Below are 20,736 nucleotides of genomic sequence, written 5' to 3'. Positions count from 1 at the left end.
CTGCCCGTCCGGGTTCCCGGAGGGGCCGGGCTCACCTCTGAGCCCGGCCTCCACCAAGCCTTTTCCCGGCCCGGCCAGGGCGGGGACATGCACTTACGGGAGAGCTGTGATCGGGCTGCCTGACTTTCCATGGGATCGACTGACGCCGCTGAAGGAGCGGGCGCAGGAGCATCCCGGCGGGATCGTCGACCTGTCGGTGGGCACCCCCGTCGACCCGGTGCCGGCCGTCGTACGGCAGGCGCTGGCGGAGGCCTCGGACAGTCCCGGATACCCGCTGACCTACGGCACCGAGCGGCTTCGCGCCGCCGCCGCGGGCTGGCTGCGGCGCAGGCACGGTGTGGCCCTCGATCCGGCGAACGTGCTGCCGCTGATCGGCTCCAAGGAGCTGGTCGCCTGGCTGCCGACGCTGCTCGGCATCGGTCCCGGCCAGCGAGTGATCCTTCCTGAGCTGGCCTATCCCACCTACGACGTGGGAGCCCGCCTCGCGGGCGCCGAGCCGTACGCCACGGACGGGCTGCTCGCGCTCGGGCCGGAGGCGGTGCCGCTGGTCTGGGTGAACTCCCCGTCCAACCCGACGGGCAGGGTCCTGCCCGTCGACCACCTGCGCAAGATCGTCGCGTGGGCGCGCGAGCGCGGTGCGATCGTGGCCTCCGACGAGTGCTACATCGAGCTGGGCTGGGAAGAGCAGCCGATCTCGATCCTGCACCCGGACGTGTGCGGTGACTCGCACGAGGGTCTGCTCGCGGTGCACTCGCTGTCCAAGCGTTCCAACCTGGCGGGCTACCGCGCCGGATTCGTGGCGGGCGACCCCGCGCTGATCCAGCGGTTGCTGGAGGTCCGCAAGCACGCGGGCATGATCATGCCGGCGCCGGTCCAGGCGGCGATGGCCGTGGCGCTGGACGACGACGAGCACGCGGAGGAGCAGCGGGCCCGTTACGCCGCCCGCCGCGCGGTGCTCCGCCCCGCCCTGGAGGCGGCCGGTTGGAAGATCGAGCACTCCACCGCGGGCCTGTACCTCTGGGCGTCCAACGGGACGGACTGCTGGGAGCAGGTACGCGCGCTAGCCGATAAGGGGATTTTGGTCGCGCCGGGTGACTTCTACGGAAAAGCCGGCGAGGCGCATATCCGAATTGCCGTGACGGCCAGTGACGAACGGATCAGTGCGGCGGTGCGCCGCCTCCAGTAGGATCGCGCGACATGACGCCCGTGGTCGCCGTGATACTCGGATTGAGCGCGATCACGCTCGTTCTGTTGCTTGGCGCGTTCTTCGCGACCACGCGTCAGGGCAGGGAGTCCCGCGAACCCGAGCCCCCCGGCGAGAGCCCCCTCCAGCCGGTTGACGTCGAGCAGCCGCCTCAGCCGAGTGCGGGCCAGGTCGGTATCGACTATCCCGACCCCCGCATGATCAAGGTGGGCGACACGATCGACTGCCAGGGCGTACGCAGCCGCGTCCTGGGCGCCATGTACCTGTCGTGGCAGGGCAACCAGTGGACCGAGTACCTCCTCGACGACGGCACCCGCCGCTACCAGTGGCTGTCGATCGAGGCACGTCCCGGCCTGGCCCTCGGGGACCTGCCCCACCTTGAGGTGCTGCTGTGGACCTCGGTGCCCACGCAGGGCATGGTCCCCGCCAAGACCACGCTGAGCGTCGAGGGCGTCGACTTCTTTCCCGGGGACCGGGGCACCGCGGCCTTCCGCGCGGAGGGCGTCACCTCGATGCCCGAGCGGGGCCTGCTCGACTTCGCCGACTACCGGGCCGCCGACGGCCGCCTGCTCAGCTTCGAACGGCTCCAGGGCCAGCGCTGGAGCTCCTCCTACGCGCAGCCCCTGCCCCCGGGCACCATCAGGATCCAGGAGAAGAAGGTCTGATACCCCGGGATCAGGAGATCTCGACCCGGCCCGCGGAGGCCGCCGCGTCGGCCTTCCAGCCCTTGTCGCCCGTCGCGGAGCTCCAGGCCTGGCCGTCGTAACGGACCCGGCGCAGGCCGAACTCCTGGGCGTGGGCGACCGACCAGCTGGCCATCAGCCAGCCGCGCTTCTGTGAGGAGGCCTCGAGCGTGCTCCCCGGACCGAGCGTCTTGACGAGCTGGCGCCTGGCCTTCTCCGCGGCGGAGAGCGGCGCCCCGTCCGTGGCCCGCTTCTCGCCCGCGGGCGTCACCTTGCCCGTGGGAGCCGTCGCCTTGTCCGTGGGGACCGAGAACCAGCAGCGCACGGCCTTGGGGACCCGTCCGGTGAACGCCGCGGCCAGGAGCTTCCCGTCGTCCTCGTGCTGCGCGTAGGCCGACCCGTCGGCTGAGCGCTGCACCTCCTGCGCCGCCTCGTAGAGCGGTCGCTTCCGGTAGTTCTTCACCTTCACCAGCGCGGCGAAGAACTTGCCCGAGGCGTAGACCGGGTCGATCAGCTGCTCGATCTTGCCCCAGCCCTGCGAGGGCCGCTGTTGGAACACCCCGACCGAGTCACGGTCGCCGTCGCCGGACTCCAGGTTGAGCAGCTTGGACTCCTGGATGGCGGTGGCGTAGGCGATCACGACGGCCCGCTCGGGCAGGTTCCTGCGGGCTGCCACGGTCGCGATGGTCGCGGCCACCTGAGCCTGCTCGATCTCCAGGTCCAGCGAGCCCACGGGGGTGGTGACCGTACATCCCTCACCGAGGGTGGGCAGCGGCGTGACCCGGTTGAACAGTGTGAAGAGACCCACGGCCACGGCCACCGCGAGCACGGTCACGATCGCGATGATCGCGATGACTCCTTTGGAGAAACTTCGCACGTTGAGAACCTATCGGTCCGCGGCGAATGCGCGGCGCGGCGGAAGTCCACGGACACCGGGCTTCCATCATGTTACGCAGAGTGACACCGTTCCACGGCTTCGGACGCCGGCCTCGACACGGCTCCGGGTGAGATCGGCGGGCACGGACGCCGACGCGCGACACGGCTCCCGGCGAGGCCCGCCCGGCGCGGATGACGCCGCTCCCGGCGAGGCCGCGGGCACAGATAGGGTCGCGAGCATGAGTACGCGTCTGGATCTCACGCAGGACGTCGGGGCGCTCACCGCGCTGATCGTGGACGTCGAATCGGTGAGTGGTCACGAGAAAGAACTGGCCGATGCGGTCGAGGAGGCGCTCAGAACGCTTCCGCATCTGACCGTGGACCGCGACGGAGATTCGATCGTGGCCCGCACCGACCTCGGCCGGGGAGAGCGGGTGGTGATCGCGGGGCACCTCGACACCGTCCCGCTCGCCGGCAATCTGCCCAGCCGGGTCGAGGGCGACCGGCTGTACGGCTGCGGCACCTCGGACATGAAGGCCGGCGTCGCGGTCGCGCTGAAGCTGGCCGCCGCGCTCCAGGCGCCCAGCCGGGACGTGACCTACGTCTTCTACGACTGCGAGGAGATCGAGGCCGAGCGCAACGGCCTGCTCCGGCTCAGCCGCAGCCATCCCGACTGGCTCGCCGGGGATTTCGCGGTGCTCATGGAGCCCACCGACGGCATGATCGAGGGCGGCTGCCAGGGCACGCTCCGGGCCCAGATCATCACCCGGGGCAAGCGCGCGCACAGCGCCAGATCCTGGTTCGGGGTCAACGCCGTCCACGCCGCACAGCCCGTGCTCGAGGTCCTCAACGCCTACGAGGCCAGGCTCCCGATCGTGGACGGGCTGGAATATCACGAGGGCCTGAACGCGGTGGCGATCACCGGGGGCGTCGCGGGCAACGTGATCCCCGACGAGTGCGTGGTGACCGTGAACTACCGCTTCGCCCCCGACCTGTCGCTGGAGGACGCGCGGGCGCACGTGAGCGAGGTGTTCAGGGGCTTCGAAGTCCGCTTCACCGACGGCGCCCCCGCCGCGCGGCCCGGCCTCAACCACCCGGTGGCGGCGGCCTTCGTGGACGCCGTCGGGGGCGAGCCGAGGGCCAAACTGGGCTGGACCGACGTCTCGCTCTTCTCGAGCCTCGGCGTTCCCGCGGTTAACTACGGTCCGGGCGACCCGAATCTGGCACATCAGCAAGGAGAGTTCGTGTCGCTCGAAAAGATCGCCGACTGCGAGCGCGGAATGCTCGACTGGCTCGCCTGACGGGTTCGCGATCTCGGCGGCCCGCAGGGGAGAGGCTCGGAGCGCGGGTTCTGACCTGCGGATCCCCGCTCCGGGGGCCGGGCACAAATGAAAGTGGCTTTCCTCGCCGGCCATTTGGCGGGGAAAGCCACTTTCAGTCCCGAGCAGCACCCTCGGCAATTAGACGCGCCCTCCTCGAAATCCGGTTCCGTCTTTTCGGGGAGATTTTTCAAGATTTTTCCGAAGACGGCGCTACGGTGACCCGCATGAAGAAAACACGTCCGGAGCGCCGTCAGGGAGGCGCCGTGGTCCGCGGCGACCTCGTCTCCGATTCGACCCATGACCAGCGGCTTCTCGACAAAAGAGGGCCGGCGGACTGGTTGCACATGGACCCGTGGCGGGTGATGCGCATCCAGTCGGAGTTCGTGGAGGGCTTCGGCCAGCTCGCGGAACTGCCCGAGGCGGTGACCGTCTTCGGGTCCGCGCGGACCCCTCCCGGCTCGCCGGAGTACGAGATGGGCGTCGAGCTCGGCCAGAAACTGTCCAGGGCCGGCTACGCCGTGATCACCGGCGGCGGGCCCGGCTGCATGGAGGCGGCCAACAAGGGCGCCAGGGAGGCGGGCGGCGTCTCCGTCGGCCTGGGCATCGAACTCCCCTTCGAGCAGAGCATGAACGAGTACGTGGACCTGGGCGTCGAGTTCCGCTACTTCTTCGTCCGCAAGACCATGTTCGTGAAGTACTCCTGCGGCTTCGTCACGCTGCCGGGCGGGTTCGGCACGATGGACGAGCTGTTCGAGGCGCTGACCCTGGTCCAGACGCGCAAGGTCACCTCCTTCCCCGTCGTGCTGATGGGAACGGAGTTCTGGGGCGGGCTGCTCGACTGGATCAAGTCGACCCTCGTGGGGACCGGAAAGATCTCCCCGGCGGACGTGGACCTCATCCAGGTCACCGACGACGTGGACGAGGCCGTCCGGATCATCACCAAGGCCGACCAGAACCGGGGGGAGCGGCTCGGGGATGAGGAGAGGGCGGCACTGAACACCGTTGGCGACGCCCAATAGGGTCTAAGAGTGTTTATATGCGTATTCCTGGCATCAAGTCAGAAGATCGATCAGAAGTATCTGGCGCTGGCTGAGGAAGTGGGCACCGAGCTCGCCAGGCGTGGGCACAGCCTGGTCAGCGGCGGTGCGAAGGTCTCGTGCATGGGCGCGGTGGCCCGGGCCGCCCGCGCCGGCGGCGCCCGTACCGTGGGAGTGATCCCGCAGGCTCTCGTGGACATCGAGGTCGCGGACCACGACTCCGACGAGCTGGTGGTGACCACCGACATGCGCGAGCGCAAGGGCATCATGGACGCCCGCTCCGATGCCTTCCTGGTCCTGCCGGGCGGCATCGGGACGCTGGAGGAACTGTTCGAGATCTGGACCACCCGGACGCTCGGCCTGCACGACAAGCCGCTGGTGCTGCTGGACCCGTGGGGCCTCTACACGCCGCTGAAGGAACTGGTCGAGGGGATGCACGAGGCGGGGTTCACCCGCCCGAACGTCTTCGACGCCATTTCCTGGACCACCACGGTCGAGGAGGCGTTCCAGCTTCTGGAGAAGACGGCCGGGCACCTGACGCCGAGTCCCGAGGAGCTAGGCGAGGCCACGGCGGGTTAACGCGGGCGGACGCCGCCCCGCCAGGGAGTCGGTCATCTCGACCGCGAGCCGTACCCGGCCGGGGCGGTTGGTCCGGAAGACGCGCGCGCCCGCCCAGGCGCAGATCGAGGCCGCGGTGAGCTCCGCGGCCTCGTCGTCGTCTCCGGCCAGTGCGGCGGGCGTGACGGCGACGGTGCGCCCGGCGCGGACGAATTCCTCGATTTCGGCGATCGAACGGGCCTCGACCCAGCCGGATTCGTGGTGGTCGTCGGGTCCGAGTATCACGGCAGCAGCCATGACACGATCCTAGATCAGAGGAGTTGTGGCACGATTCGTATGTGCTGGTCGTACTCGTTCTCGCTGCCGTAACCGTCATCGCCGGTGTCACGGTGGTCGCCATGGGCCGGGGAGGTGAGCTGAGCGAGTTCGCCCCGGACGTGCCGCCGCTTGACCTGCCCGCCGCCGGGCAGCTCAGCGCCGTAGACTTCATGGCGCTTCAGCTCCCGGTAAGCATCGTCGGCTATCACACGCAGAGTGTGGACGAGACGCTGAACCGGGTCGCGAACGCCCTGAGCGAGCGTGACACCAGGATCGCCGTGCTGGAGCAGCGGGTGTCGGAGCTGCTCTCCAGCAGGCTCCAGGCCCGTCAGGAGGTCCACGCGAGCCCCCTGAACGGCCCGCGCACCGAGCACGAGCCCGAGGAGCCCAAGGAGCTTGCCGAGCTGAAGGAGCTTCCCGAACCGCCCGGGTCGCGGTACGAGTCGTCTTCCTCACCCGAGTCGTCGTACGGGTCCTTGCCTGAGCCGTCCTCCTCGCCCGAGTCGCGGTCCGCGTCCGAGTCGTGGTCGGAGTCCGAGTCGCTTTCTTCGACCGGGTCGCCGTACGGGTCCTCGCCTGAGCCGTCTTCCTCAACCGAGTCGCGGTCCGGGTCCTCGCCTGATTCGCCTTCCTCGGCCGAGTCGCCGTACGCGTCCGAGTCCGAGGCGCCGGAATCGCCGTCCGAGGCGCCGGCGGGCTCCTTCGGCGCATGGACGGCAGGCGAGCGCCTCGGAAAGGAGGAGTCGCGGTGAGCGAACCGGCCGTTTCCCCGTCGATCTCGCCCGCGCCGATTCTTTCCGCGCCGATCCTTTCCGCGCCGATCCTTTCTGAGCGGGTCCGCTGCTGGCCGACCACCGCGCCCGACTACATCGCCTACCACGACGAGGAGTGGGGCCGTCCGGTCACGGGCGACGACCGGGTGTTCGAGCGGCTCACCCTGGAGGCCTTCCAGTCGGGTCTCTCGTGGATCACGATCCTGCGCAAGCGGGAGAACTTCCGGGCGGCCTTCGCGGGCTTCTCCATCCCGGCCGTCGCCGCGTTCGGCCAGGCCGACGTGGACCGCCTGCTCGGCGACGCCGGCATCATCCGCAACCGCGCCAAGATCGAGGCCGCGGTGGCCAACGCGAGGGCGGCCCTCGACGTCGAGCTGTCCGATCTCGTCTGGCGCTACGCGGATCCGAGCTCTCCCGCGCCCAAGACCCTCGCGGACATGCCCGCGCAGACCTCGGCCTCCAAGGCGCTCGCCAAGGAGCTCAAGTCCCACGGCTTCCGTTTTGTCGGCCCGATCACCGTCTACTCGCTGATGCAGGCCATCGGCCTGGTCAACGATCACCTGGCGGACTGCTGGACGCGCGAGGCCCTCTAGCCCCGCCTTTCCAGCCCCGCTTCCGCACGCGTGGGTGACCGGGGCATGACGGCGGCCAACGGCTTCGCGGTAGAGCCCCGCTTCCGCACGCGTGGGTGACCGGGTCCCGCTTTCACGCGCGCGGGCGACCTGGCCGCCTTCGCGCGCGTCGATGACGGCTGTCAGTGACCTTCGAAGACGGGGCGCTCCTTGCTGAGGAAGGCGCGAGTGGCGTTCAGATGGTCGTCGGTCTTGGCGCAGGCGTCCTGGAGGTCCGCCTCCAGGGCCAGGGCGTCGGCCAGGGAGCTGCTCGCGGCGTGGTTCAGGGCCCGCTTGGTCGCCGCGTAGGCGCCTGTCGGGCCCCGTGCCAGCCGTACGGCCAGCTCGCGTGCCGCGGCGCCCAGCTCGTCGGCGGGGACGACCCTGGAGACGATCCCGAGCTCCAGCGCGCGCATCGCGTCGAGGGGCTCGCCGAGCAGCAGGAGCTCGCTCGCGCGCGCCAGGCCGACGAGGCGCTGGAGGGTCCAGGACGAGCCGGAGTCGGGGGCCAGCCCGATGGAGCCGAAGGCCATCGCGAACTTGGCCTTCTCCGACGCGACCCGAAGGTCGCAGGCGAAGGCCAGGGCGGCGCCCGCGCCCGCGGCGACGCCGTTCACCGCCGCGACGACCGGCTTGCCCATCTCGGTGATCGTGCGGACGATCGGGTTGTAGTGCGCGCGTACGGTGTCGTTCAGACCGCGGCCCGCCTCCAGGTTGGCCGCGTGCTCGTTCAGGTCCTGGCCGGCGCAGAACGCCCGCCCCGATCCGGTCAGCAGCACCGCCCGTACGGCGTAGGCCTGGGAGGCCGTGGTCAGCGCCTCCAGCAGATCGGCCTTGGCCTGCGTGGTCAGCGAGTTCATCGCCTCGGGCCGGTTGAGGGTGACGGTGGCGACGGCGTCGTCGACCGAGTAGAGAACGTCGTCCAACGGAGGCTCCTTCTGCGGTTGTGGCTTCTACGGTTGCGGCTGTGGTCGGCAGGTTGCCTGGCTGCCCGCCCTCCCGGTTGCCTGGTCGCTGCTGGGTTTCCTGGTCTCTGATCTGCCCAGTTTTTCGGGTTTTCCTGGGTTCCTGGGGTTTCGGCGCGACTACGGTTCGGTCAGGTTGCGGTCGACGAACGCGGCGGCGGCGGGGAGCAGACGGGTGGCCTCCCGCTCGAAGTAGAGCCTGGCCTTCTCCCCCGGCCAGCCCGGCGGCAAAAGCTCGGCGGGGAGCCCGGGATCGCGGAACAGGAAGTTGCGCCAGCCGTGCAGCAACCTGCTCCGGGTGGCGAACACCTGGGCGGCGGCGGCGTCCTGGGGCAGCCCGCCGACCAGGTTCGTCGCCTGGACCAGCCACTCCTCGTAGGCCGACCCGATGCCCTCCAGATCCCAGGTCCTGGCCACGAGTGTCCGGGGATCGCCGTCGAGCACCGCCTCGAACCGGTCGGCGCGGATGCTCTCGCCGTTGAGGATCGGGTCGAGCTCGGCGGACGGGCGCGGGCCGATCCACGTCGTCTCCGAGAGCGGGGCGTACCCGAGAAAAGACAGGTCGGCTCTGAGCCGCTCCCGCCTGGACCGCTCGCGCACAGGTTCCACCACGAGCATGTGCCACCGGCCGGTCCAGGTGATCGTCCCAACTCGGTAAATTCTCAGCGCCGCCTCGTCGAGGCGGCGCACGCATTTGGAGGTGGCCTCGTAGCCGGGCCCCTGGGACAGTCGGGCCGGGACCAGCCAGCCCTGCCGCACCATCCGCGAGACGGCGGTGCGTACGGCGGGGGCGGCGATACCCAACGGTGCGAGCAGACGGACGAGGGCGGCCACGGACGCGCGGCCGCCTCGGGACCGCAAGTGGTCCCCGTACAGATCGAACAGAGCGGCGCGGGCGTTCACGATGACAAGTTTGGTCGCCGGAAGGGGTCCCGGACAACGGTCTTGATTGCCGGATCAGCCGATGCTGAGACTGATCGTTCCCATTCTCCGCGCGGAGGCGGGATAATAGGACATCACAGAAGACGTGAATGCGTCGGCCACCCTCGGGTCAGTCGGAGATCCGGAGACCGATGCAGGAAGGGATACACGCATGGCGGCTATGAAGCCGAGGACCGGTGATGGTCCGCTGGAGGTCGTCAAAGAAGGCAGGGGGATCGTCATGCGGGTTCCTCTGGAGGGTGGCGGCCGCCTTGTCGTCGAGCTCTCGGCAGACGAGGCCAATGCCCTTGGTGAGGAACTGAAGAAGATCGTCGGCTGATCCCGATCTGAGAACAAGCGGTGAAGCCGGGTCCTATTTGAGCTTGCTCGGGGAGCATGACGCCTGCGACGACCCGCGCGACCGCAACCGATGATCAACACGGCCCTGGCCGTCGGACTGCCTCACGGTGGCTCGCGCCAGGGCCGCGGCGTTTCCCCGGCCCATGAGCCGATGACTGGAGTTAACCCATGCCCCTCTCGCCCTACCAGCTACTACCTCACACGATCTACGGACACGGACTGTCCGCCGCTACCCCTGCGGAGGGCGGCGATCCGGCCCCCTCGTCGAGCGGAGAGGTCACGGAGACCTCGATCGCGAAGGACGCGGAGCTGCTCGCGGTCCCCTTCGCGGCGGACGCCGCCCCCGCCATCGAGCTGCCGGTGCCCTCGGCCGCTCTGCTGGACCATTACCAGGCCAAGGGCGAGGCCGGAGAGATCATCGAGGTTCCCGTCGCCAACGGCGACGCCGTGGGCCGGGTGCTGCTCTACGGGGTCGGGGACGGCTCGGCCGCGGACCTGCGCAAGGCCGGTGCGGCGGTGGCCCGGCGCGGCAAGGGCAAGGACACGATCAGGATCGTGCTGCCCGAGGGGCCGGTGGCCGCGTTCGTGGAGGGCGCGCTGCTGGCCACCTACGCCTTCCGGATGGGCGAGAAGAAGTCCACCTCGGTGGCGATGATCGAGTTCGTCGGCGAGGGAACCGAGGCGGAGGTGGCCAAGGGCAAGCTGATCGCCGAGGCCGTCGCGCTCGCCAGGGACCTGGCCAACACGCCCTCCTCGGTGAAGAACCCCGCCTGGCTCGCCGAGCGCGCCCTGGAACAGGGCGTCACCGCGCGGGTGTGGGACGAGGAGGAGCTGCGGTCCGGCGGGTTCGGCGGCATCGTCGCCGTCGGCCAGGGCTCGGTGAGCCCGCCGAGGCTGATCCAGCTCTCCTACGAGCCGGAGGGCGCGACCGAGCACGTGGTCCTGGTCGGCAAGGGCATCACCTACGACTCCGGCGGCCTGTCGCTCAAGCCGACCGCGGGCATGAAGTTCATGAAGACCGACATGGCCGGCGGCGCGGTTGTCATCGCGGTCCTGGGCGCGCTGGCCTCCCTCGGTGTGCGGGTCCGGGTCACCGGTCTCATCGCCGCCGCCGAGAACTCCTTCTCCGGCACGGCCCAGCGCCCCTCAGACGTGATCACGCAGTACGGCGGGCGGACCGTCGAGGTGCTCAACACCGACGCCGAGGGCCGCCTGGTGATGGCCGACGCGCTGGCCTACGCCGACGCGGAGCTGGACCCCGATCTCATGATCGACATCGCCACGCTGACCGGAGCGATCGGCATCGCCCTGGGCCAGGGCCTCGGCGCGATCTTCGCCTCGGACGACGATCTGGCCGCCGAGCTGATCGACGCGGGCGAGAGCAGCGGTGAGCGGCTCTGGCGGATGCCGCTGATCGACGACTACGTCCCGGGTCTCGACTCCAGCGTGGCCGACCTGTCCAACATCGAGATCGGATCGACCTACGGCGCGGGCTCCATCACCGCGGCGCTGTTCCTGCGTGAGTTCACCGGCAAGCGGCCGTGGGCGCACCTGGACATCGCGGGCGTCGGCCGCAGCGGTGCCGACGAGGGCTTCCTCAGCAAGGGCGCCACCGGGTACGGCGTGCGCCTGCTGCTCGAATGGCTGTCCGCACGGTGAAAACCCCCACGGGCCGCGGAACGCGGCCCGTGGGATGTGGTTCACGGTCCGCGTTCCGCGGCCCGGGCTTCCCGCGGTGAGGCTTCGAGAGCGCTAGTCCGAGAGCTTGATGGCGGCCAGGATGCCGTCGCCGAGGGGGATCATCAGGGGGCGGAGCCGTTCGTCCGAACGGAACAGCTTGCCCAGCTCCCTCACGGCGACGGTGTCCGGGTCGCGCTGGGCCGGGTCGGCGACCCTGTTGTGCCACAGGGCGTTGTCGAAGACGACGATGCCGCCGACACGCAGCAGCCGGACGGACTCCGCGAGATAGTCGGCGTACTCCTGCATGGCGCCGTCACAGAAGACCAGGTCGTAGCCCCCGTCGGACAGGCGGGGGAGCACGTCGAGGGCACGGCCGGTGATCAACCGGATCCGGCCGCCGGAGAAACCGGCCTGAGCGAAACTCTGCCGGGCCAGGCGTTGGTGCTCGGGCTCCACGTCCACGCTGGTGAGCGTGCCATCCTGGCGCATGCCGCGGAGCAGCCACAGACCGGACACCCCGCAGCCGGTGCCGATCTCGACGACGGCACGGGCGTTGATGGCGGTGGCGAGGAAGCAGAGGGCGGCGCCGCCTCCGGGCAGGATCGGGCGCGCCCCCACCTGCACACCGTGCTGCCGCGCGGCCTGCAGGACCTCGTCTTCCGTGTGGAACTCCTCCGCATAGGCCAGAGTGGCCTCCAACGGACTTGTCGGCGCCTCAGCCATCGGCCTCTCCTCCCGCTTTCTCCGTACACAGTCATATAGGCACTGGGTCGCAGCCTAAGGGAGGCAGGCCCGATCGGGAACTCATGTCGCGCCCGGTGCGTTGCACGGTTTAAGCGGCCTTTGCCGGTCCTGAAGGTAGTGAGTGCGCACGAAGGGACGAAACCAGGCACTATGGCGATAGCGGTGGTCCCGGAGAGAGGAGTGCTGGTGGAGGAGTCCGACCACCAGGCCGATGCTCCCGTGTCTGACTGGACACCCCCCACGTGGGAAGAGGTGGTCCGGACGCATTCTGCGCGCGTATATCGGCTGGCCTATCGGCTGACCGGCAACGTGCACGATGCCGAGGATCTCACTCAGGAAGTCTTCGTCCGGGTTTTCAGATCTTTGTCGAACTACACGCCAGGCACTTTCGAGGGCTGGCTGCATCGCATCACCACCAACCTGTTCCTCGACACCGCCCGGCGCAAGCAGCGCATCAGGTTCGAGGGACTCGCCGACGACGCCGCCGAACGGCTGCGCGGGCGAGAGCCGTCCCCCGCTCAGGTGTATGACGACACGCACCTGGAGCCCGACATCCAGGCGGCACTCGACGCGCTCGCGCCCGAGTTCCGCGCTGCCGTCGTTCTGTGCGACATCGAGGGACTGTCCTACGAGGAGATCGCGGCCACGCTGGGTGTGAAGCTCGGCACGGTCCGCAGCCGCATCCATCGCGGCCGGGCACAGTTGCGCGAGGCGCTGGATCACCGCGCGCCGCGCAACGACCGGCTCCCCCCGAACGTCACTCACGGGGAGGAGTTCGCATGAGAAACCACAGTCATGACGAATGTCACGACAAGCCACTTGGCAAGGAGTGAACATGAGTCACCTTGGAGAGCGTGTTTCCGCACTGGTCGACGGTGAGCTGAATCATCACGAGCGCGACCGTGCCCTGTCCCATCTGACCTTCTGCGCGGACTGCCGGGCCGAGGTCGACGCCGTACGGGCGCTGAAGAGCCGGCTGAGGTCCCTCGACGGGCCCGCCATGCCGGCGGACCTGACCATGTCGCTGCTGCGGATGTCCGAGCCTGGGGGGCCGATACCGCCTCGTGAGCGGCCCTTTCCGGCCCCGCGGACCTTCGCCGGGGCCCCGATCCCGAGCATGCACAGCGTCGCGCCCCCGGACAACCGGCCTCGCGGCCGTGCCGGAGGCCCCCGCCGTTCGAGAAGGGCCGGTTACGTCGCGGTGGGCGTCGCCTCCGCGGCCGTGGCGATCGGCACGCTGTTCGTCGTAGGCGGGGCCAATCCCAACCCGCGCGTCGTGCCGCCGATCGACATGTTCGCCAACCAGCACGGAAACACCGCGCCCTTCGGCGGGTCGGCGCAGCCGACCCTCTCGCCCACTCCGTGATCCGGCTGCCCGTCACCGTGTTTCTGGCGGCAGTCATGCTGCTGGGACTGGTGGTGGGCACTCCGGCGCACGCCGCCCCGCCGGACGAGGCCGAAAGCGAGGACACCGGCCTCCACCTGCTCCGTGAGGCGGCGATCGCGGGCCGGACCCGTGGATACTCCGGGACGCAGTACGTCACCACCTGGGGCCGCTCAGGCGCCGTCTCCTCGGTGCTTGAGGTCCGGAATGTTCCGGGGCGCGGGCTGATGATGCACTCCCGCCCGTCGGACCCCGTCCAGACGGCGGATCCCGGCACCCCCGCGGGCGGCATGACCAGCCCCTCCGAGTTCATGCTGGAGGTCCTGGCCAGAAACTACCGGGTCGTGGCCGCGGGCAGGGGCCGCGCCTGCGGCCGCCCGGCCCGCCTCGCGAACGTCCTGCGCCAGGACGGTACGGTCGCCGCCCGCTACTGGCTCGACGAGGCCGGGGGGCTGGTGCTCCGCCGCGAGCTCCTCGACGGCCACGGCAAGGTCGTCCACGCCGGCGCCTTCGTCGATCTGACCCTCGACCCGGCGAGAAAAGGCGCCGTTCCGGTGATGACCACCGGCGGTTTCTCCCTGACCGAGGTTCCCCGGCTTTTCGCCGGAGGCTGGCATTTCCCCCGTGCCCTGCCCGGCCGCCTTGAGCTGTTCGCCGCGCACAACACTTCTCCTGGGTACTTATATCTGGGATATTCGGATGGATTGTCCGTTGTATCGGTTTTCATCCAGTCTGGTGTGCTTGACGAGGAACGTCTCCAGGGGTGGCATGCGGAGCAGCGCAGTGGGCATACGATCTGGATCCGGGACTCAGCTGGGCAGGAGACGATTTGGGCGAGTGGGGGTCATGTCTACACCGTCTTCGCGGACGCTCCGGCCGACATGGTCGACGCCGCCGTCGCAGCGTTGCCTCACGAGCCCGTGCCCGATCTCTGGACACGGCTCGGCCGAGGTGCGAGCCGTCTGCTGTCCTGGGTCAATCCCTTCGGATAAAGCGCGCTTTACATCTCTCGTATGCCGCTCAGGGGAAGATTGCCGGGTTGACTCGGTGAGCGGCCTCATACGAGGCAAGGAGTAGTGAGTATTCGATGACCGACGACGCTGGTACCCACAAGGCGCATGGTGGTGCTGAGGGGCGTACGCCGTCGGACTTCACCGACGACAGAGGCGCGGCCCCGGAGTTCTCCCGCCCGGAGTTCCTGCCCGCGGGCGAGGCGCCTTTTCACGGTGAACCGCCCCGAGACGACGGCTGGAGCCAGCTGGGCGGCCCGCCGGGCTACGGTCAGCGGAATCAGCAGCCCGGACAGCATTCAGGACAGCAGGGCTACACCGAGCAGCTCCGGTATGACGACCGGGGCTCCCTGTTCGGTGATGGCGGACAGACCGGCCAGGGCGCCTATCCCGCCGAGGACGGCTGGGGCGATCCGTCCGGCAGGGCCCGGCAGGAAACGACGATCTTCACTTCCCCCGGCGTCCCTCCGCCCCCGCCGTCACAGGCGTTCGGCATGGGCCCGGGCTGGGCGCCGCCTCCCGGCGCCGGCGGTCCCGGAGGCTTCGGAGGCGCCGCGTCTCCCGCCCGTCGCGGGCCGCGCACGGGCACGATGGTCGTTCTCGCCCTGGTGATCGCACTCCTGGCCTCGACGCTGGGGAGCTTCGGGACCTACTTCCTCACCCGCCCGGCGAGTTCGAGCCACGATCCCTCCTTCGATCTGGGAAAGGCGCCGAGCGGCTCCAACGTCCGGCCTCCCGAGTCGATCGCGGGTGTGGCCGCGAAGGTTCTGCCCAGCGTGGTCTCCCTGACCGTCGAGGGCGGGACCAGCGCGGCCACCGGCTCCGGCTTCCTGATCAAGGGGGGCTACGTGGTGACAAACAACCACGTGGTCGCCGGGGCCGCGGCGGGCGGCCAGAGCCAGATCCAGATCCAGTTCAACAACCGCAAGTCCACCCCCGGCAGGGTCGTCGGCGTCGACCCCGAGTCCGACCTGGCCGTGGTCAAGCCCGAGGAGACCTTCGGCGCCCCGGAGATCACCCTCGGCAACTCCGACAACGTGGTCGTGGGCGACCCGGTCATCGCCATCGGATCCCCGCTCGGCCTGACCGGCACCGTCACCTCCGGCATCGTCAGCTCGCTCAACCGCCCCGTCCAGGCGGGCGAGGAGAACAGCTCCGACACCACGTGGCTCAGCGCCGTCCAGACCGACGCGGCCATCAACCCGGGTAACTCCGGGGGGCCGCTGGTCAACACCAACGGCGAGGTCATCGGCGTCAACTCGGCGATCGCCACCCTCGGCAGGTCGGTCGGCGGCCAGAGCGGCAGCATCGGGCTCGGATTCGCCATCCCGGTGAACCACGCGCGCCGGGTCGCCCAGGAGCTGATCGCCACCGGTTCGGCCAAGAAGTCACGGATCGGCGTCACCATCGACTCGACCTTCGAGGGCTCCGGCGTGAAGATCGCGTCCGAGTCCAAGCAGGGCATCCAGCCGATCGAGCCGAACGGCCCCGCCGCCCAGGCGGGTCTCAAGCCCGGCGACGTCATCCTGGAGATCGACGGCGTCGTGCTGCAGGACGGCAACGAACTGATCGCGCTGATCCGGAACAAGGCGCCGGGAGAGAAGCTGACGGTCAAGTACCAGCGCGGAGGCCAGGAGAAGACGGCCACCGTGACCGTCGGTGCCGCGCCCGTCGAGCCCACACCGCAGCCTTCTTGAGTGACGTCGCCCGTGCGGCCCACACCGGAGCCCTCCGGTGTGGGCCGCACGGGGGCGCATGCTTAGGCTTGCGGGTATTAGTCTGAAAGTTCTCTGGTGTATGTCCCGGAGAAGACGCCCCTGGCATTGTCCCGGTAGGAGATCACCGTGTTCGGACTCGGTTGGCTTGAGATCGTGGCGCTGGTGGTCATCGCCCTGCTTGTCTTCGGCCCGGAGAAACTGCCACAGGCCGCCTCCCAGGCGGGCAAGACGCTGCGCAACCTGCGCCGGATGGCCAACAACGCGCGGGACGATCTACAGGCGGGCCTGGGCCCGGAGTTCTCCAACTTCGACCCGGCGGACCTCAACCCGAAGAACTTCGTCCGCAAGCACCTGCTCGGTGACCTTGAGGACGACTGGAACGCCACCTCCACCGCGACGCCGGCCCCCGTGCCCGCCCACGCCGACGCGGCCGATGGGCTGGACTACGGGCAGATCCCCCCGTACGACTCGGAGGCGACGTAGGCCGGGAGAGACGCCCGCCCGAAATCCCGTCCGCCCAGGTGTGACCTGACGCCGAGCCCCGTACGAGCCCGTACGGGCTCGTAGGAACCCATTCGTACCTTTTGTCCTTTATGTACTCTGCGGCGCTCTGTGCATGCCCTGCGCGCCCCGTACGGCCCCATATGAGAAACGACGCGGGCGCCCTCTTTTCGAAAGGGGGCGCCCGCGTCGTTTCCTGTGCTGCTGAACGGGACGGGTGGCCTAGCGGCCCCTGGTGGGGGAGATGCCGAGCTGGAGGCCCTTGAGGCTGCCCGACTTCTTGCTGAGACCGGCGGCGATACGGCTCAGTTCGAGCGCTGCCGGGGTGTCCGGGTCGGTGATGACGAGCGGCTTGCCCTCGTCGCCTCCTTCGCGCAGTCGCATGTCGATCGGCACCTGGCCGAGCAGCGGCACGCGGGCGCCGAGGGTGCGGGTGAGCGCGTCGGCCACGGTCTGGCCGCCACCCTCGCCGAAGACCGAGATCCGCTCGTCACAGTGCGGGCAGGGCAGCCATGACATGTTCTCGATGACACCGGCGATCTGCTGGTGGGTCTGCACGGCGATCGACCCCGCGCGCTCGGCCACCTCGGCGGCGGCCTGCTGCGGGGTGGTCACCACGAGGAGTTCCGCCGACGGCATGCGCTGTGCCACGGAGATCGCGATGTCGCCGGTGCCGGGAGGCAGGTCCATCAGCAGGACGTCGAGGTCGCCCCAGTAGACGTCGGCGAGGAACTGGTGCAGGGCCCGGTCCAGCATCGGACCGCGCCACACGACCGGGGTGTTGCCCTCCGGCTTGAACATGCCGACCGAGATGACCTTGATGTCATGCGCCACCGGCGGCATGATCATGTCCTCGACCTTGATGGGGCGTTCGGAGACGCCGAGCATGCGAGGGATGCTGTGGCCGTAGATGTCGGCGTCGACGACGCCGACCTTGAGCCCGCTCATGGCCATCGCGGCGGCCAGGTTGACGGTGACGGACGACTTGCCGACACCGCCCTTGCCGGACGCCACCGCGAAGACGCGGGTCAGCGAGCCGGGCTGGGAGAAGGGGATCTCCTTCTCGGGTCCCTTGTTGCCGCGCAGCTTCGTCTGGAGCGTCTTACGCTGCTCCTGACTCATGACGTCCATCTCCACCGAGACGCCGGTGACGCCGCCGACCTTGGAGACCGCGCCGGTGATGTCGCGGGTGATGGTGTCCTTCATGGGGCAGCCCGACACCGTAAGGAAGATCGCGACGCGCACCGCCCCCTCGGGGGAGATGTCGACGCTCTTGACCATGTCGAGTTCGGTGATCGGCCGACGGATCTCAGGGTCGTTGACGGTCGCGAGAGCGGCCATCACCAGTTCCGGGGTAGGTGCCATCGAAGTGTCGGCAATGCACCGCCACCCTGAGGCGACGGGGGATGCCGTCCCTCCTTGTCTTTTGTCGTTCAGACGGTCTACGGGCAGGGCTTGTCCGTCGTGACGCCCATTTGCTTGACGAGAAGCCGCTCCCGGAGGAGCGGAGAAATGTCATGTCCCCTTGGTGTCAACTGATGTCAACCCAGGGGCGCTGGCAGGAATTCCGGATCCGGCTGTGACTGTCAAATCCGGACAATTCACTGTGTAGATGCGCGTACAACGTTCTAAGGTTACTCCGTGACCATCACAGCAGGCGAGTCAAGAGAGGCCATCAGCTCGGAGGAGCTGGAGGTCTGGCGCATGCTTCAGCGAGCCCAGGTCCGCATCACCCGGGCGCTGGAGGCCGATCTGCTGGTCGAGCACGACCTGGCCCTCGCCTCCTACGACGTGCTTCTGCAGCTGTCGGAGTCGCCGGGCCGGCGACTGAGGATGAACGACCTGGCCGACCGGGTGCTCCTGTCGCGCAGCGGCCTGACCCGCCTCATCGACCGTCTCCAGCGTGACGGCCTGGTCGAGCGGGAGGCCTGCACCAGCGACGCGCGGGGCCTGTACGCGGTTCTCACCGACGGTGGCACCGCGCGGCTGGCCGAGGCCGCCCCCACCTACCTGCGCGGTATCCGCGCCCAGTTCCTGGACGTGCTCGACGGCGACGAGCTGCGCCAGTGCGCGGCCATGCTGAACAAGCTCTTTCCCGACCCCTGCACCGGCCAGGACTCCTGCTGATCACCGACCGGACCGGGGTGCCGCTGGGGCGGACCTGGCCCGACCGCACCGGCCGGGACTCCTGCTGATCATCGATCGGGAGACGCGGGCCGAGGTCAGCGAAGCTCCCTGGGCCCGGGGGTCGTCTGACCCTGCCCCTGGAGCTCCTCCTGCAGGCGCTGCAGCTCCGAGCGGATGTAGTCGCGGGTGGCCACCTCGCCGAGCGCCATGCGCAGCGCGGCGATCTCCCGGGTCAGATACTCGACGTCGGCCTGGTTCCGTTCGGCGGCCCCGCGGTCGTACTCACCCTGGATCCTGTCCCGGTCGTCCTGCCGGTTCTGGGCGAGCAGGATCAGCGGCGCGGCGTAGGACGCCTGGAGCGACAGCATCAGCGTGAGGAAGATGAACGGGTAGGAGTCGAAGCGCCAGGGCGCCGGGGCGAAGATGTTCCACAGGACCCAGACGGCGACGAAGACGGTCATGTAGACCAGGAACCTGGCGGTGCCGAGGAAGCGGGCGATCCGCTCCGAGAGCCGCCCGAAGGTCTCCGGGTCGTAGTGCGGGCGCAGGCGCAGTCCCGGCTGCCTGGGCTGATCGAGCCGGTCAGCCACGTTCGGCTCCCGACACGTCGTCCTGCTCTCGCCAGTCCTCGGGGAGCAGGTGGTCGAGCACGTCGTCCACGGTCACGGCGCCGACCAGGCGGCCGACCTCGTCCACCACGGGCACCGCCACCAGGTTGTAGGTGGCCAGGTAGAAGGTCACCTGGTTCAGGGTGAACTCGGGCCTGATCGGGTCGAGGGAGGTGTCCAGGATGCTGCCGAGCAGGGTGGAGGGGGGTTCGCGCAGCATCCGCTGGAAGTGGGCCAGGCCGAGGAAGCGGCCGGTGGGCGTCTCGACGGGCGGCCGGGCCACGTAGACCTGCGCGGCCACCGCGGGGGTGATGCCCCGCTGGCGGATGTGGGCCAGCGCCTCGGCGACCGTGGAGTTCGGGGGGAGCACCACGGGTTCGTTGGTCATCATGCCGCCCGCGGTGTTCTCGGGGTAGATCAGCAGCCGCCGGATCGGCGCGGCCTCCTCGGGCTCCATCAGCGCCATCAGCGCCTCGGCCTGCTCGGCGGGGAGGTCCTGCAGCAGGTCGGCCGCGTCGTCGGGGTCCATCTCCTCCAGCACGTCCGCGGCCCGCTCGGGGGCGAGCCAGCTCAGGATGCCGATCTGGTCGCGCTCGGGGAGCTCCTCGAGCACGTCGGCGAGCCGTACGTCGTCGAGGGCCGCGGCCACCTCGGCCCGCCGTTTGTCCGGCAGCGCGTGCAGGGCGCCGGCCAGGTCGGCGGCGCGCATCGCCTCGAAGGTGACCAGCAGGTTCGCGGCGCCCTGGTCCTGCTGCACGGCGCCGAAGCCGCGGACCTCGGCCCAGTCCACGATCCTGGGCGTGCCGCGCCGCCGCAGTCCCAGGCCGGAGGTGCCCTTGACCAGCGCCACCTTGGTGATCAGCCACTCGGCGCGCTTGGTCTCCTCCATGGCGAGGTCCAGGACCGTCATCGGCTTGCCGCCGATCTCCACACTGAGGTCGAGCATCTCGCCGATGGCCAGGGTCTCCGTCGTCCGCTGCTCGAACCGGCGCATGTTGATCCGGCCGCTGAAGACGACCGACCCGGCCTCGATCGACCGCACCCGGGTGATCGGCAGGAAGACCCGCCGCCGGGGCTGCACCTCGACGACCAGGCCGTGCACGCGCGGTGACGTGGTGCCGGCGATGGACACCACGACGTCGCGCACACGGCCGATCTGGTCACCGGCCGGGTCGAAGACCGGGGTGCCGGCGAGGCGGGCAATGAAGATCTGCACATCCGAAGCGTAGGCCGCGTGCCCGATGCTCCGGGCCAAGCCACGCTCCCACGCTCACATTTCGGACGTCCCCTTGCCCGTGTATATCGCGACATGACAGCATCAAATGCATTTAACGGT

Annotated in this window: 23 protein-coding genes; 15 read left to right on the top strand and 8 right to left on the bottom strand. The window is 69.4% G+C overall.

Annotation, left to right across the window (positions count from 1 at the left end; all coding sequences use genetic code 11):
* Positions 1 to 106: 106 nt before the first annotated feature.
* Positions 107 to 1,186, top strand: coding sequence for a succinyldiaminopimelate transaminase (gene dapC / locus DKM19_RS40830; protein ID WP_110703551.1), 1,080 nt, complete (start codon positions 107 to 109; stop codon positions 1,184 to 1,186).
* Positions 1,187 to 1,197: 11 nt separating this feature from the next.
* Entirely contained in the window at positions 1,198 to 1,869 is a 672-nt protein-coding gene (locus tag DKM19_RS40825; RefSeq protein WP_110703549.1) for a DUF4178 domain-containing protein, read from the top strand.
* A 10-nt stretch (positions 1,870 to 1,879) separates the two neighbouring features.
* Here the strand turns inward: DKM19_RS40825 and DKM19_RS40820 are convergent, their stop codons facing one another.
* Positions 1,880 to 2,764, bottom strand: a complete 885-nt coding sequence (locus tag DKM19_RS40820; RefSeq protein WP_110703548.1) for a hypothetical protein — start codon at positions 2,762 to 2,764, stop codon at positions 1,880 to 1,882.
* A gap of 238 nt (positions 2,765 to 3,002) precedes the next feature.
* Here DKM19_RS40820 and dapE point away from each other — a divergent pair, with 238 nt between their 5' ends.
* From dapE to DKM19_RS40805, 3 genes are all read left to right on the top strand, one after another.
* The gene (gene dapE / locus DKM19_RS40815) at positions 3,003 to 4,064 is read left to right on the top strand and encodes a succinyl-diaminopimelate desuccinylase (protein ID WP_110703546.1); all 1,062 of its coding nucleotides are present in this window, start codon (positions 3,003 to 3,005) and stop codon (positions 4,062 to 4,064) included.
* Between the two features lie 245 nt (positions 4,065 to 4,309).
* On the top strand, positions 4,310 to 5,104 hold the full coding sequence (locus tag DKM19_RS40810; protein WP_110706341.1) for a TIGR00730 family Rossman fold protein: 795 nt from the start codon (positions 4,310 to 4,312) through the stop codon (positions 5,102 to 5,104).
* Between the two features lie 9 nt (positions 5,105 to 5,113).
* Positions 5,114 to 5,701 (top strand): TIGR00730 family Rossman fold protein, encoded by a 588-nt coding sequence (locus DKM19_RS40805; protein ID WP_110703544.1) that lies wholly within the window; start codon positions 5,114 to 5,116, stop codon positions 5,699 to 5,701.
* On the opposite strand, the gene DKM19_RS40800 is transcribed toward DKM19_RS40805, so the two are convergent.
* Complete coding sequence (locus DKM19_RS40800) at positions 5,678 to 5,977, bottom strand: hypothetical protein (protein WP_162642133.1); 300 nt, start codon at positions 5,975 to 5,977, stop codon at positions 5,678 to 5,680. The two genes, DKM19_RS40805 and DKM19_RS40800, sit on opposite strands and share 24 nt — an antisense overlap.
* Positions 5,978 to 6,018: 41 nt before the next feature.
* On the opposite strand from DKM19_RS40800, the gene DKM19_RS40795 reads away from it, so the two are divergent.
* Both DKM19_RS40795 and DKM19_RS40790 read left to right on the top strand, forming a co-directional pair.
* A complete protein-coding gene (locus DKM19_RS40795) occupies positions 6,019 to 6,750 on the top strand; it encodes a hypothetical protein (protein WP_110703540.1) in 732 nt (243 codons plus the stop codon).
* A 53-nt stretch (positions 6,751 to 6,803) separates the two neighbouring features.
* Positions 6,804 to 7,364: a DNA-3-methyladenine glycosylase I gene (locus DKM19_RS40790; protein WP_239514521.1), complete on the top strand. Its 561-nt coding sequence runs from the start codon at positions 6,804 to 6,806 to the stop codon at positions 7,362 to 7,364.
* Between the two features lie 161 nt (positions 7,365 to 7,525).
* On the opposite strand, the gene DKM19_RS40785 is transcribed toward DKM19_RS40790, so the two are convergent.
* Positions 7,526 to 8,308, bottom strand: a complete 783-nt coding sequence (locus DKM19_RS40785; RefSeq protein ID WP_110703536.1) for an enoyl-CoA hydratase-related protein — start codon at positions 8,306 to 8,308, stop codon at positions 7,526 to 7,528.
* 159 nt (positions 8,309 to 8,467) lie between these two features.
* Entirely contained in the window at positions 8,468 to 9,250 is a 783-nt protein-coding gene (locus DKM19_RS40780) for a PaaX family transcriptional regulator C-terminal domain-containing protein (protein WP_110703534.1), read from the bottom strand.
* Between the two features lie 190 nt (positions 9,251 to 9,440).
* Here DKM19_RS40780 and DKM19_RS40775 point away from each other — a divergent pair, with 190 nt between their 5' ends.
* Both DKM19_RS40775 and DKM19_RS40770 read left to right on the top strand, forming a co-directional pair.
* Positions 9,441 to 9,608 (top strand): DUF3117 domain-containing protein, encoded by a 168-nt coding sequence (locus DKM19_RS40775; RefSeq protein ID WP_089211841.1) that lies wholly within the window; start codon positions 9,441 to 9,443, stop codon positions 9,606 to 9,608.
* Positions 9,609 to 9,796: 188 nt separating this feature from the next.
* Complete coding sequence (locus tag DKM19_RS40770; protein ID WP_110703532.1) at positions 9,797 to 11,287, top strand: leucyl aminopeptidase; 1,491 nt, start codon at positions 9,797 to 9,799, stop codon at positions 11,285 to 11,287.
* A gap of 93 nt (positions 11,288 to 11,380) precedes the next feature.
* On the opposite strand, the gene DKM19_RS40765 is transcribed toward DKM19_RS40770, so the two are convergent.
* Complete coding sequence (locus DKM19_RS40765) at positions 11,381 to 12,031, bottom strand: O-methyltransferase (protein WP_110703530.1); 651 nt, start codon at positions 12,029 to 12,031, stop codon at positions 11,381 to 11,383.
* A 171-nt stretch (positions 12,032 to 12,202) separates the two neighbouring features.
* Here DKM19_RS40765 and sigE point away from each other — a divergent pair, with 171 nt between their 5' ends.
* The 5 genes from sigE (at position 12,203) to DKM19_RS40740 (ending at position 16,647) form a co-directional block, all read left to right on the top strand.
* A complete protein-coding gene (gene sigE, locus DKM19_RS40760) occupies positions 12,203 to 12,835 on the top strand; it encodes an RNA polymerase sigma factor SigE (protein WP_110703528.1) in 633 nt (210 codons plus the stop codon).
* 52 nt (positions 12,836 to 12,887) lie between these two features.
* Positions 12,888 to 13,418, top strand: coding sequence for an anti-sigma factor (locus DKM19_RS40755; protein WP_089211845.1), 531 nt, complete (start codon positions 12,888 to 12,890; stop codon positions 13,416 to 13,418).
* A 35-nt stretch (positions 13,419 to 13,453) separates the two neighbouring features.
* Positions 13,454 to 14,428, top strand: coding sequence for a sigma-E factor regulatory protein RseB domain-containing protein (locus DKM19_RS40750; RefSeq protein ID WP_162642131.1), 975 nt, complete (start codon positions 13,454 to 13,456; stop codon positions 14,426 to 14,428).
* Between the two features lie 95 nt (positions 14,429 to 14,523).
* Entirely contained in the window at positions 14,524 to 16,143 is a 1,620-nt protein-coding gene (locus DKM19_RS40745) for a S1C family serine protease (protein WP_110703524.1), read from the top strand.
* 147 nt (positions 16,144 to 16,290) lie between these two features.
* A complete protein-coding gene (locus DKM19_RS40740; RefSeq protein WP_110703522.1) occupies positions 16,291 to 16,647 on the top strand; it encodes a sec-independent translocase in 357 nt (118 codons plus the stop codon).
* Between the two features lie 240 nt (positions 16,648 to 16,887).
* Here the strand turns inward: DKM19_RS40740 and DKM19_RS40735 are convergent, their stop codons facing one another.
* Complete coding sequence (locus tag DKM19_RS40735; RefSeq protein ID WP_110703520.1) at positions 16,888 to 18,030, bottom strand: Mrp/NBP35 family ATP-binding protein; 1,143 nt, start codon at positions 18,028 to 18,030, stop codon at positions 16,888 to 16,890.
* A 276-nt stretch (positions 18,031 to 18,306) separates the two neighbouring features.
* On the opposite strand from DKM19_RS40735, the gene DKM19_RS40730 reads away from it, so the two are divergent.
* Positions 18,307 to 18,792: a MarR family winged helix-turn-helix transcriptional regulator gene (locus tag DKM19_RS40730; RefSeq protein ID WP_110703518.1), complete on the top strand. Its 486-nt coding sequence runs from the start codon at positions 18,307 to 18,309 to the stop codon at positions 18,790 to 18,792.
* A 95-nt stretch (positions 18,793 to 18,887) separates the two neighbouring features.
* Here the strand turns inward: DKM19_RS40730 and DKM19_RS40725 are convergent, their stop codons facing one another.
* Together DKM19_RS40725 and DKM19_RS40720 are read right to left on the bottom strand one after the other, a co-directional pair.
* The gene (locus tag DKM19_RS40725) at positions 18,888 to 19,382 is read right to left on the bottom strand and encodes a DUF1003 domain-containing protein (RefSeq protein ID WP_110703516.1); all 495 of its coding nucleotides are present in this window, start codon (positions 19,380 to 19,382) and stop codon (positions 18,888 to 18,890) included.
* Entirely contained in the window at positions 19,375 to 20,655 is a 1,281-nt protein-coding gene (locus DKM19_RS40720) for a magnesium transporter MgtE N-terminal domain-containing protein (protein ID WP_239513863.1), read from the bottom strand. The genes DKM19_RS40725 and DKM19_RS40720 overlap by 8 nt, the downstream gene beginning before the upstream one ends.
* Positions 20,656 to 20,736 lie beyond the last annotated feature (81 nt).

It is taken from the genome of Streptosporangium sp. 'caverna' (genome assembly GCF_003203775.1).
GTDB lineage: Bacteria > Actinomycetota > Actinomycetes > Streptosporangiales > Streptosporangiaceae > Streptosporangium > Streptosporangium subroseum.
Note: the sequence above shows the minus strand (reverse complement) of the source record. Positions and strands in the feature narration are given on the sequence as shown.